At 68.8% G+C, this 13,988-nt stretch carries 12 protein-coding genes and 1 other RNA gene; 2 read left to right on the top strand and 11 right to left on the bottom strand.

Features of this window, described 5'->3' with window-relative positions; all coding sequences use genetic code 11:
- From ACGFX4_RS13045 to ACGFX4_RS13010, 8 genes are all read right to left on the bottom strand, one after another.
- On the bottom strand, nt 1–984 hold the full coding sequence (locus ACGFX4_RS13045; RefSeq protein ID WP_393072665.1) for a prephenate dehydrogenase: 984 nt from the start codon (nt 982–984) through the stop codon (nt 1–3).
- Nucleotides 984–1,901, bottom strand: a complete 918-nt coding sequence (locus ACGFX4_RS13040) for a phytanoyl-CoA dioxygenase family protein (RefSeq protein ID WP_393072663.1) — start codon at nt 1,899–1,901, stop codon at nt 984–986. The genes ACGFX4_RS13045 and ACGFX4_RS13040 overlap by 1 nt, the downstream gene beginning before the upstream one ends.
- A 66-nt stretch (nt 1,902–1,967) precedes the next feature.
- Nucleotides 1,968–3,032 carry a 4-hydroxyphenylpyruvate dioxygenase gene (gene hppD / locus ACGFX4_RS13035; protein ID WP_393072661.1) on the bottom strand — a complete coding sequence of 355 codons (1,065 nt, stop codon included), beginning with the start codon at nt 3,030–3,032 and terminating at the stop codon, nt 1,968–1,970.
- Between the two features lie 106 nt (nt 3,033–3,138).
- A complete protein-coding gene (locus tag ACGFX4_RS13030; RefSeq protein WP_393072659.1) occupies nt 3,139–3,645 on the bottom strand; it encodes a flavin reductase family protein in 507 nt (168 codons plus the stop codon).
- Nucleotides 3,646–3,983: 338 nt separating this feature from the next.
- On the bottom strand, nt 3,984–5,228 hold the full coding sequence (locus ACGFX4_RS13025) for an acetyl-CoA carboxylase biotin carboxylase subunit family protein (protein WP_393072657.1): 1,245 nt from the start codon (nt 5,226–5,228) through the stop codon (nt 3,984–3,986).
- A gap of 142 nt (nt 5,229–5,370) precedes the next feature.
- Entirely contained in the window at nt 5,371–6,375 is a 1,005-nt protein-coding gene (locus tag ACGFX4_RS13020) for an LLM class flavin-dependent oxidoreductase (protein ID WP_393072655.1), read from the bottom strand.
- 76 nt (nt 6,376–6,451) lie between these two features.
- Nucleotides 6,452–7,678, bottom strand: a complete 1,227-nt coding sequence (locus ACGFX4_RS13015) for an ATP-grasp domain-containing protein (protein WP_393072653.1) — start codon at nt 7,676–7,678, stop codon at nt 6,452–6,454.
- Nucleotides 7,679–7,807: 129 nt separating this feature from the next.
- On the bottom strand, nt 7,808–7,966 hold the full coding sequence (locus tag ACGFX4_RS13010) for a hypothetical protein (protein WP_393072651.1): 159 nt from the start codon (nt 7,964–7,966) through the stop codon (nt 7,808–7,810).
- A gap of 501 nt (nt 7,967–8,467) precedes the next feature.
- Between ACGFX4_RS13010 and ACGFX4_RS13005 the strand changes: the two genes are divergently transcribed.
- Entirely contained in the window at nt 8,468–9,229 is a 762-nt protein-coding gene (locus ACGFX4_RS13005) for a LuxR C-terminal-related transcriptional regulator (protein ID WP_393072649.1), read from the top strand.
- 370 nt (nt 9,230–9,599) lie between these two features.
- On the opposite strand, the gene ACGFX4_RS13000 is transcribed toward ACGFX4_RS13005, so the two are convergent.
- Entirely contained in the window at nt 9,600–10,850 is a 1,251-nt protein-coding gene (locus ACGFX4_RS13000; protein ID WP_393072647.1) for an MFS transporter, read from the bottom strand.
- Nucleotides 10,851–11,222: 372 nt separating this feature from the next.
- Here ACGFX4_RS13000 and ACGFX4_RS12995 point away from each other — a divergent pair, with 372 nt between their 5' ends.
- Nucleotides 11,223–11,921 carry an SDR family oxidoreductase gene (locus ACGFX4_RS12995; RefSeq protein ID WP_393072645.1) on the top strand — a complete coding sequence of 233 codons (699 nt, stop codon included), beginning with the start codon at nt 11,223–11,225 and terminating at the stop codon, nt 11,919–11,921.
- Nucleotides 11,922–12,089: 168 nt separating this feature from the next.
- Here ACGFX4_RS12995 and rnpB read toward each other — a convergent pair.
- Nucleotides 12,090–12,491, bottom strand: an RNA gene (rnpB, locus tag ACGFX4_RS12990) — RNase P RNA component class A.
- A 13-nt stretch (nt 12,492–12,504) separates the two neighbouring features.
- A complete protein-coding gene (locus ACGFX4_RS12985) occupies nt 12,505–13,986 on the bottom strand; it encodes an MFS transporter (protein WP_393072643.1) in 1,482 nt (493 codons plus the stop codon).
- Nucleotides 13,987–13,988 lie beyond the last annotated feature (2 nt).

Here is a 13,988-nt window from a genome sequence, read left to right as displayed (position 1 = left end):
TCACACCCTTCCCGGTGCGGTCGCATAGTCCGTGCTCAGGCCGGCTCCGCCCGTGCTCAGGCCCGCTCCGTCCGCGTTCAAGCCGGCTCCGCCCGTGCCCAGGCCGGCTCCGCCCGTGCTGCCCGTGCTGCACGCGGGGATCCGAGCCCTTCCCTGCACGCCGCGGAGCAGGACCGACGCGAGCCGGTCCCGGGAGGCACTGCCTTGCTCCGGCTTCCGGGCGGTGCCCATCGTGCGCAACGTGTCGACCATCAGCCCCACGTCGTGGGAGAACTCCGCGAGCACGTCGGCGACGGCCACGGCATTCGTGCCCAGAATGTCGGTCCACAGTTCAGGGCTGCCTCCGGCGAGGCGGGTCACGTCACGGAGTCCCTGTCCCGCGAGCCCGAGCTGGGACTGCTCTCCCTGCAGCAGACGCGCCGCGAGGAGGCTCGACACCAGATGCGGGGTGTGGGAGACCAGCGCGACCGCCTGGTCGTGCTCCGCCTGGGTCATCACGACCGGCCGGGCCCCGCACAGCTCGGCCAGGTTCCGCGCGCGTTCGACCGTCTGCGCCCGGGTCTGCGAGGTCGGAGTGAGTACCCAGGGACGGCCGTGGAACAGGTCGGCGCTCGCGGCCAGCGGACCCGACTGCTCCCGGCCACCCATGGGGTGCCCTCCGACGAAGCGGGTCAGGTCGCAGCCGGCCCGGGCCGCCTCCTGCTGGACCTGTTCCTTGACGCTGGCCACATCGGTGAAGTCATGGGCCAGCACCCGTAGCTGGTGTTCCCTGAGGGTCGCGGCAACGTACCGCGGTGGTACCGCGACGACCGCCAGATCGACCGGTTCACGCGGGCTGCCCGCGATACCGGCCCCGAGTTCGGCGGCCGTGCGCGCCGCCTCCGGATCGATGTCGATCAGGTAGGTGGTCACGCCACGGCCGCGCAGGGCCAGGCCGATCGAGGTGCCGATCAACCCGGTACCGACCACCGCGACACTGCGCATCAGTGTTCGCTCCACAGCAGCGGGAGGTACTCGGGGTCGCTGTAGTCGGGGGTGCCCTCGGCGGTGCGCCGCACCAGCACGTCGTGGTTGTAGCCGACCTGGGTGCCGTCCGAGCGGAAGAAGTCGCGGTACCGGTTCCCGCCGTCCTGCAGGTGGAACGAGATGGCCCGGCGCGGGCGGTCGCTGACGTTGGCACCGCTGCCGTGGTAGGTGCGGCAGTGGTGGAAGTTGACGTGGCCCTTGGGGATGAAGACCGGGATCTTCGTGACCTCGACCCCGTTGAAGGCCGCGTTGTCCTCCAGCATCTGGTCCAGCTCGGAGCGGTCGCGCTCGGCGAAGTGCAGGGAGGTGGCGTCGTTGTCGGCCGTCTCCTTCCACAGGTGGCTGCCGTCGACCATCGTGATGGTGCCCATCTCCTCACCGCAGTCGTGGAAGGGGATGAACGCGGTCAGCATCCGCTCCGAGGTCGACGTGGACCAGTAGTGGCGGTCGAAGTGCCAGGGCACGATGTTCGACTGCTCCTGCGCCGCCGGGGGCTTGTAGATGAGCGTCGACTGGAACACCCGGATCTGCTCGGCCTCGGCCAGGCGCGCGGCGACCGCGCCGAGCAGCGGCTTGCGCAGGATGCGCCCGATGGTGTCGTCCTCGTAGTGGATGTAGTCGTTGTGCCGCTGGACGTCGCCCTTCTCCGGCTCCCAGTAGGCCAGCTTGGGCGGGCGGACCGGCAGGGTGCGGTCGCGGTGGCCGGCGTAGAAGCGCTCGCTGGCGGCCTCCAGCTGCTCGATCTCCGCGTCGGTGAACAGCTTCTTCGACAGGTACCAGCCGTGCTCGGCGTAGAAGGCGACGTCCTCGTCGGTCGGGAGCAGCGCGCGCTCCTCGTCGGTGAGCTCGAAGGTCTGGGCGGCCTCGGTGGTCATGCTCTTCCTTAGAGATCAGTCTTGGAAATCAGTGGTTTCGGTGGAGGAACGGCACACGGAGCCGGGTCAGGAGACGACCTTCTCGCGGGCGACCGCCTCGTAGAGCGCCTTGATGTTGCCGCTGCCGAAGGTGCGGGCGCCGTGCCGGTCGATGACCTCCCAGAAGTACGTCTTCCGCACGTGCTGGGACTGGGTGAAGATCTGGAACACCTGGCCCCAGTGGTCCTGGTCGATGAGGACGTTGGTCCGGCGCAGGTCCTCGACCTGGAGGTCGGGGCTCTCGAAGCGCTCGTTCAGCTGGTCGTAGTAGGCGGCCGGCGTCTGGAGGAAGGTGACGCCCCGCTGCTCCAGGGTCTGCACGGTCTCCACGATGTCCTCGCAGAGCAGGGCCACGTGCTGGACGCCGGCGCCGCCGTGGCGGGCGAGGAAGGTGTCGATCTGGCCCGGCATGCGGTCGGTGACCGGCTCGATCAGGGTGAAGGTCACCTTGCCGGAGGGGCTCTGGACGACCTTGGAGTCCATGGCCTGGGAGCCGACCTCGATGAACTCCTCGAAGATCTGCGAGAAGCCGAAGACGTGCTCGTAGAACGCGACCGTGGGGCGCAGTTGGCCCGCGGGCAGGCAGATCGCCGCGTGGTCCACGGTGTTGAGCAGTTCCTCGCCCGCCTCGGGGTCCGCGGCGATGATGTCCATCACCCCGGGCATGAACTGCTTGCGGTCGCCGGTGCGCTGGACGAACCGGTGGGCGACGTCGCCGAAGCCCAGTACCGCGGCGGTGACCACCTCGGTGCCGTCCTTGCTGTGGACCGTGGGCGGTTCGACGGCGACGGCGCCCCTCTCGACGGCCAGCGCGAAGGCACGGGCCGCGTCGCCGACCTCGAAGGCGATGTTGGCGACGCCGTCACCGTGCTGCATCACGTAGGACGCGGCCGGGTGAGTGGGGTTGAGGGCGGAGGTGAGGACGACCTCGATGCCGCCCTGGCGCAGCAGGAGCGAGCGGTGGTCGGCCTGTCCGGTCTCGGGACCGGCTTGGCCGCAGATACGGAAGCCGAAAGCGGTGCAGAGGTAGAACGCGGACTGCTGGGCGTCTCCGACGTAGAACTCGATGTGGTCCACGGCCCCGATATCCATGTGAAACCCTTCTGCGTCCATGGTCGACAGGAGAAAGTAGAGATGTCGATATATTTCTGGAGAGGCACTGCCCGGCGAACCATGAGGTTCGAGTGCGCACATCGCACTAGACAGTGGAGAACTCGTTCAGCGGCGACCAGACACCGTAGTCGCCCCGACGGTAGAGAAGTGGCTCGCGGGGGAAGGTCTCAGCGCCTTCCACCCGGCCGATGAAGAGCCAATGGTCACTCACCTCGATCGCGTTCTCTACCCTGCATTCCGCGATTCCGAGGGCGATTTCGGTGAGCAGTGGTGCGCCTCCGGCAACGGCCGAGGGGCGCCATTCGACATGCGCGAACTTGTCCGTGGCCTTGCTCGCGAACACCTGCGAGGCGTCACGCCCGGACGAGGAGAGGAAGTTCACCGCAAACGCCTGCGACGACATGATCGCCGGCAGTGTGCGGGACCCCTTGCCGACGGAGACCAGCAGCGTCGACGTCGCCGCCGACACCGAGCAGACGGCGTTGCTGGTGAAGCCGTACGGCTCACCCGCTCCGTCCGTTGCCGTGACGATGGCGATCGGGGTCGGGAACGAGCCAAAGAGTTCGCTGAAGCGTACAGAACCGACGTCCATCAAGTTCCCCCGCAGAGCAGCTCGTGAATGTTTTCTGACAGGCCGAAGCAGCCGACGGCCCGTGATGGTGTGTTGTGACCTCCGCCGCTTCTCGGCGGCGGACGGTCGGCGATCGGTCGACTGTCGGTCGACGGCCGGTCGGCCGGCAGTCGGCTGGCGGTCGGCGGCCGCGCGCACGGCCGAAGGCCCGGATCGACACCGGCAGCACGAGCCCGCCGATGGGCCCGGCCGGCATGGTGAGCAGGTGGAACGGCCCCGTCACCTTCCCGAGGTGCTCCTCGGGAAGGGCCTTGATGCGCTGCGCCCGGTCGGCCGGGCAGGGCCCGGTCCGGGGTTCCTCACTCCGGCAGCGGAGCGGTCTCGATCCGGAACCCGGCGATGATCTTCCGGATGTCCTCCTCCACGGCCGACTCGTCGCCGGTGAGGATGAACCGCCCGCTGTGCACCGCGTCGTAGCTGCCGCCGGGCTGCATCACCTCACCCGGGGTCGGCACCAACTCCCGCCAGACCGTGGCGAAGTGGTCCCGCATCGAGGTCACCGAGACGACCTCGGCCGGCAGTCCGTCGGGCTTCGGGATGATCAGCCAGCCGCCGGACGGGTCGCCCGTCTGCGGCGGGACCGTCGCCCCGCCCTCGCACAGGGCGTCCAGCCAGAGCTCGAAGAGGTTGACCCCGAAGAGCTTGTCCGTGAGGTACGGCACCTCGGCCCCGCCGATGCGGCCCGCGATCTCCAGGAAGACCAGGTCTCCTGCTGCGGTGACGAAGAGTTCGAGGTGGAACGGCATGGAGGCCATGTTCAGGGCCGCGACGCACTTCCGCGCGAACTCCTCCACCCGGCTCCGCAGCGGCGAGGCCTGAACAACGACCGAACCGAGCGGCTGCCCGGCCGCCTCGAAGGACAGGCAGTCATTGATGTAGCGGGACACCGCCATGAACGGGATCTGCGAGTCCTCGCCGACAAACCCGTCCACGTGGTAGATCGGCCCCTCGATGTACTCCTCGAGTTCGTAGTCCCCGGTGTCGATCTGATCCAGCAGCGTCGTGAGCTCGGCTTCGTCCTCGATGCGGTGCACCCCCCTGCTCCCCGCGCCGGACACCGGCTTGAGGATCAGCGGGAACCCGGTCGCCCGCGCGAAGTCCACCGTGGACTCGGCGCTCTCGCAGGACGCGAACCGCGGCGCGCGGATACCGGCCGCCGCCACGGCTTCCTTCATCCGCAGCTTGTTCCGGTAGAGCGCCACGTCCTCGGGTCGCGGACCGGGGATGCCGAGTGCTGCGCGGACTTCGGCCGCGATACCGATCGTGGCCTCCGACACGGCGATGAGCCGGTCGACCGGGCCGACGCGGTCCGTGATCTTCCGAACCGCTCGGCAGAGCGCCTCGAAGTCGTTGAGGTCCTCGACCTCGACCAGGTCGGCGATCTGCTCGGGATCGGCAAGGACTCCGGTGGCGCCGACCGCGTCGACCAGGTAACTGACCTGGTGCCGCTCGTGGTCGATGAGCTCCTCGAAGCGGCCCATCGAGAAGTCCCAGCGCGGCCCCTCCAGGAACCTCGGCCACCGGTTGATGACGACAACGTGCATGGTTACTCCTCCGTAGCTGTTCACGCACCTCGAACGAGCGAACGGCCCAGGTCGGAGCTTGATCGCTGCTGGGGCATTCGTGCACTGAACTGATGGAACCGCGTGACACCGGGCAGCGCGCGCAGGTGGTCGCCCTGCCCGCTCAGGACACCTCTGCTGCCTCAAGGCGACGGATCAGGGGAGCGACGTGGGTGAAGAAGTTCCCCATCTCGTCGCGGGTCGGCCAGCCGGAGAAGATGAACTCGCTGATGCCCGCGGCCTTGTAGCTGTGGAGGTAGCCGGCGACCTCCTCGTGGCTGCCGACCACGCACAGCGCCGGGCCGCCGCGGTAGGCCACGGCACCGGTCCAGATGAAGGGCGAGAGCCACTCGCCCTTGGCCGACTCCGCCAGCCGGAACGAGGACTTGACCGCCTCGGAGTCGGTGCTGTTCACCACCTGGCGGACCCACTCCTTGTGCTCTTCGTTCGGATCGCGCACGAGCTTGGCAAGCTCCGCCACGGCTTCCTCGCGGGTGGGACGGGACAGCACGTGCATGCGGGTGCCCACGCGCCGGCCCGCGTCGAGGAGCGGCTTGGTGGACGCGGCCATGGCCTCGGGGGTGTCGCCGTAGCGCAGCCAGCAGTCGCCGGAGGCGATCGTCGTCTGCTGGGCGACGGCGGAGTTGCCGCTGATGTAGATCTGCGGACGGCCACCGTTCTTGTGGCTGAGGCCGAGCGAGGCGTCCTTGATGGTGTAGTGCCGGCCGTCGTAGCTCAGCGGTGACTCGCCCTCCCAGAAGCCGCGGATGACCTCCAGGAACTCGTTGCACCGGTCGTAGCGCTCGTCGTGGCTGAGGAAGTCGCCGTATCCGGCCTGCTCCGCCGGGGAGATGCCGGAGACGATGTTGAGGGACGTCCGTCCGTCGGTCATCCAGGACAGCGTGTTGACGACCTGCGCGAACAGGGTCGGCGTCATCAGGCCGGGCCGGTAGGCCAGCATGAACTTGATGCGGTCCGTGACCTGCGACAGCGCACCGAGCACCGGCAGCGGGTCGGGAAGGTTCTTGGAGATGCCGAACAGCAGGGTGTCGACGCCGAGTTCCTCGGCCTCCTGGACGAAGTCCTTGACCTCGCCCATGTCGAGCTTGCCGAAGTTGTAGGCATCCATGGGCCTCGCCTGTCCCGTGTCGGGCGGCGAACACCAGTGGAGGCGCAGGGGATTCATCTTCGATCCTTCTTTCGTGTCAGGTGGTGACCACGCGTACGCGGTCACCGATCTCCGACCAGCGGTCGTGCGCCTCTTCCGGGGACTCCGCGGTGAACACGACGGCCGCGATCCGACAGCTGTAGTCCGCCTCGTCGGTCTTGATGGGGGCGTCCGGTTCGATGAGGACGTGGCCCCCCACCACCCACGGCTCGGCCATCAACTCGTCCCAGCCTTCGAGCCGCGCGTACGAACCTGCTCCGCCCGCGGTGAAGAAGCGAATTCCGGCCGCCTTGGCGACCGGCTCGCCGTACACCGCCGCGCTCTCGGGGTCCGCGCCGGTGATGCCCGCGAGAACCATTCCGGGCAACCTGGTGCCGGTGGCCATCTCCATGAGCTCGGTGATCTTTCCGCCGGGCAGGCGTGCGGCCACCTCGATGAGAACGGGGCGCCCCTCGCTGAGGCGCATTTCGCAGTGGAACGGCCCCGTCGTGATCCCCACCGCCTTGACGACATCCACGGCGTACGAGGCCAGTTCGTGGCGGACAACCTCGTCGAGCGGCGCGGGCGTGAGGTGCCCCAGCTCCAGGAACCGCGGCTCGGGACCGAGCAGCTTCCGCGTCACCGCCACAACGGTGACCTCGCCGTTGCCGGCGTAGCCGTCGGCGCTGTACTCCGTTCCGGCCATGTACTGCTCGACCATCGCGTCGGCGGTCAGCGGCCGGTCGAACTCGAGTCCCTGCTCGGCGTGAATCGCCGACAGCGCCCTGCGTGCTTCTTCGAGGGAGTCGACGCGCGACACGTGAACGCTCCCGCCGGAATCGACCGGCTTGACGACCGCGGGGAAGCCCACGTAGGCACATGCCGCATCGAGTTCCGCCGGCTCACGGACCACGGTGAACCTCGGCACGTCCAGGCCGGCCGCAGCCACCGCCTCGCGCATCCTCGCCTTGTGCCGGACCTTGTCGACGGCCGTGCCGGCCAGGCCGGACAGCCCCAGCCGGGCGGACAGCCGGGCGGCCGCCGGAACGTAGTATTCGCCGCCGGCGACAACGGCATGAATGGCGTTCCGCTGGTGGGATCGGACGACGGCAGATTCCAGGACATCGCCGGAGTTGGTATCCGTCGTAATCATCTCGGTCGCGGCAGATCGCACGGATTCGGCGACCTTCCGACCTTCGGCCTCGTGGGAGGCCACCACGACGTCCCAACCGAGAGAACGGGCATGAGTGACATAGGCGATCGCGGAGAAAGCGGGTTGTACCACCAGGACACGATAAGGCACAGAGTTTCCTCGAATTCTAGCTGCGAGCTCGGCCGTGGTGCAGGTGCGAGAAATCAGACTCAGCACATTGAGGACTACCGTCGTTCACGGCCACCACTGATCTCCGCGCCGTCAGGGGGCGGGGACGGGCCCGACGAAGTTCCAGCCGACATCGTCGGTCGCCACCACACTTGAACCGACCTCGGACACCGTGGTGACGGACGGCGAGGACGAACCGAACCCCATGGCTACCGCCACTGCCACACCGGCGATGCCGCCGATGAATGCCACGCGTACGGTGCGGGTCGTACGGGTCAAGATTGAACGAACATGCATGATGGATCTATCCATTCACCGAAGCCCACTGGGCACGAGCGAGAAGGCCGGCCTGGCTCGCGCCGCCTCGACAGCTGTTCACGCACCGGATTCGAGTGAATTGCGCGTCTGACCTGCGGAAAAACTGGCGATCCCGGTCGAGGCAAAACAGCGCATGCCCGTATCGTCCAGCTTTGTCATGTTTCCATCAATTCAGTACACGAATGCCCCGGAAGCGATCAAGCTCCGACCTGGGTCCAATCCTTCCCGCATCACCCCTGCACAGGCCAGGAGCTAAGATGGCTCCGGTTCCTGCATTGCCAATGTTCACGGGGGCTCAATATGGACAAAGACGAAAAATGGGCGGGGCGCACGGCAGAGTCAAACACCGCATGCAACGAGGAGGGCACGAGGAGTCACTGCCCCAGTGCCGCTCCGCCAAACGCTCTGACGGAGTCGGAAGAGTTCGTCCAGGGAATGGCCAAGCACTTGACGGACCTGAGCCGACTCGTCGATGAGCAGGCCAGCCGGCTGCAGGACGTGTCGCTCGCAGCCACCAACAGGAGTTCGGGCATCCGCGAAATTCACGGACTGTCCACCATCGCCCAGGCCATCGATGACGCCCTGTCGGGATCCCGGCGGGAAATTCTCACCGCACAGCCGGACGGTCCTCGCCCGAGGGAAGTTCTTGACGACGCCCTGGAAAGCGTGCGGCGTCACGTAGCCGCAGGCGTCGTCATGCGTACGCTCTATCAGCACACGACGCGTTTCGACGAGGCGACAAAGGAGTACGTCCAGGAGGTGACACGACTCGGAGCTTCGGTCCGTACGCTCGACGAGTTCTTCGACCGCCTGATCATCGTGGACGACGTCGCCTTCATCGCCGCGAACGCAGACCGCACCTCTGCGGTCGCGGTGAGCGAGCCGGCCGTCGTCGGCTTCCTCCGCGACATGTTCAACCGGTCGTGGGATCGGGCAAAGCCCTTCCCGTTCGTCCCGAACTATGCGGCGATGGCGGCAAAGGAGGTCATGCCCGCCATGCGCGACTCGATCAAGCGCCTGCTGGTCAACGGCTACCCGGACAAGCAGATAGCCCGGCGGCTCGGCATCAGCGAGCGGTCGCTGCAGAGCCACATCGCCGGCATGAAGCGAGAGCTCGAGGCACACAACCGGATGCAGATGGGCTACCTCTGGGGCAGAGGCAAAGGTGATGAGGACGGTCCCGGGGCGGCCGGCTGAGCGAACGTCGGGCGTACCCGGGCGACTGCGACCGGCGCCTGCCGGAAGGTGAGTCGAGGCCGGCTCGGCCTGCCGATGACAACGGGTGGCACTACCGCGGTGGTTTGTTCGGTTCCTGGCCGATCCGGCCGGCGACGCTCTGGACCATGGGCACTGCCGGGGGTCCGTCCGCAGATCGACTGGGCGGCCCGGGCGCTGCGGGGACTCCACTCCTCGTCCGGCGATCCGAGGGAGGGCGCCGCGGGAGCGCAGCCATCGCCACAGGCGGTCGTGGTCGTAGCCCTTGCCCCCGTGGAGCCCTCACAGTCGAGCGTGCGCCGCAGCGGGCCACCGCGCAGGAGTTCCTGCCGGCAGGCCCGCTGCCGCGCGGCTACCGGCGGGTCCCGACGTCGATCCAGCGGAGTGAGGTCCCGGCGACGGCGAAGACCCCGCCGAGGGCCAGCCAGCCCCATACCGGGAACGGCAGCACGCCGCTCGTCATCACCACCGGGGCAAGCGATGTCGCTATGGATGTCCCCGATTGGAACAGGCCCTGGTAGGCGCCGGCCTGGCCGTCGGGTGCGAGGTTGTAGCTCAGCGTGGTGCTCGAGGCCGCGAAGTACACCTCGGCGATCGTCATGACCAGGGCCGCGCCCAGGACCAGGACCGTCGCCGCGATCGCCGACCCGAATCGTGACGCGACGAAGACCGCGCAGCCCAGAGCCAACAGCCATCCGGCGCGCTCGCCGACCCGGACCGCGCCGGCATTGTCCTCGCTGCCTCGACTCAGGCGGACCTGGAGCAAGGCGACGAGGGCTGTGTTCATCACGAGCGCGACCGCCACGATCTCCCGCGGTGCGTCCGTGTCGCGGACCACCCACAGCGGGAGGCCGACTTCGAAAATGCCGAACTGCAGCGCCAGGACCGTGCAGATCGCACTGAACAGCACATAACGCCGGTCGCGCAGCACGCCCGTCCGTCGGCGATCCTGCCCGGTGGCCACAGGGGCGGCCGCCACGTCGATCGGCAGGCGGGCCAGCATGGCCGCGGCGACGACGAAGGTCAGGCAGTCGACGACGATGACAGCGAAGTAGGCGGTGGACGTGTTCACCGCGAGCGCAAGGCCGCCGACGCCCGCGCCGAGCCCGACCCCGACATTCGCCAGTGCTCGAAGCTTCGCCCGCGCCTCGACCACACCCTCCTGTGGCAGCGCTGTCGCCAGCAGCGCCCGGTACGCCACCACCGACCCGCGATCCAGCGCGGTGATCGGGCAGATCAGCACGAGGAACAGCCAGAACGAGTGAACTTGCGTATAACCCAGGAGCCCCACGGCCTCCGCGGCCCAGAGGACCATCAGCACACGGCGGGCACCCCAACGGTCGGCAGCCCGGCCGAACGGCACGGACGCGAGGACGCCGAAGACACCGCCGGCAGCCAGTCCGGTGCCGAACTGAGCCGCCGTCATGTCACCGACGTGCGTGAAGAACAACGCACTGTTCACCCGGAACAGGCCGTTGCCGAACGTGTTGACCAGCGTCAGAGGCCAGAGCAGCCTGGCCGCGCGGTTCGCGGGCGCCGCGGGGCCTTCGGCCCGGGGCGCCCGCATCTTGGGTGGCGCAGGCATGAGGGAGCGGATTCCCACAGAGTTTCCTCGAATTTCTAGCTCTGAGCTCGGCTACGGTTCACGTGACGAGAAATCAGACCTCAGTACGTTGAAAAGAACTGGACCCTCGCAGCGATCAAGCTCCGACCCGGGCCGGTTCACTCGGAGAGGCCCTCATGCCCCAGGGCCAATCCTTCCTCCACCACCCCCGCGCAGGCCAGGCCCGAAGACGGCTCCGGTTCCCGCACTTCGCATGCTCGCGGCTCTTCGAACCTGACGGTGCCTCACCTCCGCGACGGTCGCGGCTCGGCGTGGCGGCCGCTTGTCCGGTGCTCTACGGCCCCTCGTACCGCGGTCCGTTGGCCGTTTACGGCCCGGCCGCGACAATCGGCCGTAGTAGCATCAGGCCCCATGGAACGCGTCACGTTGATCACCGGCGGTTCGAGCGGCATCGGCGCAGCAACGGCCAGAGCACTGCTCGAGCAGGGCGACCTGGTGGCGGTCACCGGTCGCGACGCCGGCCGCCTGGCCGCCTTCGCCACCTCGGTCGACGCCGGGAAGCAGCTGCTGACGATCGCCGGTGACGCCGCCGACGAGAACGACGTCGCGTCGGCCGTCCGTCAGGTCGTCGACCGGTGGGGCCGGCTGGACACGGTGATCGCCAACGCCGGCTACTCGCTGCCCGGCACCCTGGAGAACCACGACCCCCAGGCGATGCGCGCGATGGTCCTGACGAACGTCCTCGGCCCGGCGCTGCTGGTGCGCGAGGCGCTGCCGCACCTGCGCGAGTCCAAGGGCCGGATCGTGGTCGTCGGTTCGGTTGCGGGCATCAGGAACACCCCCGGGAACCTGTACTCCGTCACCAAGTGGGCCGCGCACGCGCTGGTCGAGAACGTCCGGCAACTGGTGGCCGAGGACCACGTCGGCGTCACACTGGTCGCGCCGGGCGTGGTGGACACCCCGTTCTGGACCGAGCGTGGCGGCACGCCGCAAGCCGCGCCGACGCTGACCGCCGAGCAGATCGCCACCGTGATCGTGTTCGCCGTCAACCAGCCCGAGGGCGTGGACGTGAACCAGCTCGTCGTACGCCCCTCCGGCCAGGTCGGCTGACAAGGCCCGCCACTGCCGGCTCGGTGACCGTCCGCGTCTCGCGCCTTTCACGCCGCCGAGCTCGGCGAGCACGGCGAGCACGGCGAGCGTCGGTAGGCCCGTGAAAGATCGGAAAGGGCCTCCGACACAGGTCAGAGGCCCTTTCCGGGGCAAAGCCGCTGGTAGCGGCGGACGAGTCGGCCTGTACGCCGGGTTCTGTCTCCCGGGAGCCTTGCGGCGCCCAGGGAGGCGGCCATCCATCTAGGGCTGCCGTTGCCGACAGCCTCGTGCGGTCTACCCGCGAACTCGGGCGAGCAGCCCTCGAACATCCGCGCACGGCGCCCGAGGGCACCGATCTTGACCTTGCTCCGAGTGGGGTTTACCTAGCCGGCCGAGTCACCTCGGTCGCTGGTGGTCTCTTACACCACCGTTTCACCCTTACCTGGTGCCGAAGCCCCAGGCGGTCTGTTTTCTGTGGCACTGTCCCGCGGGTCACCCCGGGTGGGCGTTACCCACCACCCTGCTCTGTGGAGCCCGGACGTTCCTCGGCGAGCTCCCTGGGGAGCCCGACGCGACCGCCCGGCCGGCTCGTCCGCCGTAGTGGTCATCGTAGCCGCTCGGTGGGGGCTCCTTGCACCGCGCCCGCTCCCGCGTCGAAGCGGGCGGCGACCCGGGCGGCGGTGGCGGCGGCCCAGGGGGTGGTGGTGAGCAGGCCGAGGGCGAGGACAGCGAGGCCGAGGGCGGTGATGATCCACCAGCCGATGTGGGTGGCGGTGGTGAAGTCGACCGTTCCGACCACCGCGGTCGTGACGGCGGTGCCGATCACGGCGACGCCGAGGGACTGGCCGATCTGGCGGCTGGTGGAGGCGACGGCCGCGGCGACGCCCGCCTGCGCGAGGGGCATGCCGGAGACGGCGGAGTTGGTGATGGGGGCGTTGACCAGGCCGAAGCCGAGGCCGAAGAGCGCGTAGGCGGCGATCAGCAGGGCAGCGGAGGCGTCGACGGTGAGCCGGGTGAGCAGGAGTCCGCTGGCCGCCATGGCGAGTCCGGCGACGACGAGCGGGAGCCGGGGGCCGCGCAGGCCGACGATCCGGCCGGAGACGGGGGCGGCGACCAGGGTGAGTCCGGCCATCGGGAGGGTCCAGAGTCCGGCTTCGACCGGGCTGTAGTGGCGGACGTTCTGCAGGTAGAGGGTGTTGAGGAAGAGGAATCCGCCCAGGGAGGCGAACGCGCAGACGGCGGTCAGGGTGGCGCCGGTGAACGGCACGCTGTGGAAGAAGCGGGGGTCGATCAGCGGTTCGGCGGTCCGGCGTTCCCAGAACGGGAAGCAGACCAGCGCGGCCCCGGCGAGGGCGGCGAGGGTGAGGATCACCGGGGAGGTCCAGCCGTACCCGGGGCCCTCGATGATCGCGGCGGTTCCGCAGCCGAGCATCACGACCATCAGCAGCTGGCCGACCGGGTCGAGCCGCCGGGGCCGCGGCGCCCGGGACTCGGGGACGTAGCGGAAGGTGAGGGCGAAGGCGCCGAGTCCGACCGGGATGTTGATCAGGAAGACGGCCGGCCATCCCGCGCTGTCGACCAGGAAGCCGCCGATCAGCGGCCCGAGGGCCATGCTGATGCCGATCACACCGCCCCAGACGCCGATCGCCTGGGCGCGTTCGCGCTTGTCGGTGAAGGTGTTGGTGATGATCGACATCGCGACCGGGTTGAGCATCGAGCCGCCGACCGCCTGGAGTGCGCGGAAGGCGATCAGCCAGCCGAGGCCGGGCGCCAGGCTGCACAGCAGCGAGCCGAGCACGAACAGCAGCAGGCCGGCCCGGAAGACGCGGCGGCGGCCGATCCGGTCGGCGACCGAGCCGGAGAGCATCAGCAGGGAGGCGAGCACCAGGGTGTAGGCATCGATGATCCACTGGAGGCCGGACGTGGGGGCGTGCAGGTCCTGCTGGATGGCGGGCAGCGCGACGTTCACCACGGTGTTGTCGAGTCCGACGATGAACAGGCTGAGGCAGCAGATCGCGAGGACCAGCAGCCGGTGGCGACGGTCCGGCGCGGCGGGCGGGGGCGGGACGGTCGGCTGGGTGCTCACCC

It is taken from the genome of Kitasatospora sp. NPDC048365 (assembly GCF_043200835.1).
GTDB classification, from domain to species: Bacteria; Actinomycetota; Actinomycetes; order Streptomycetales; family Streptomycetaceae; genus Kitasatospora; species Kitasatospora terrestris.
Note: the sequence above shows the minus strand (reverse complement) of the source record. Positions and strands in the feature narration are given on the sequence as shown.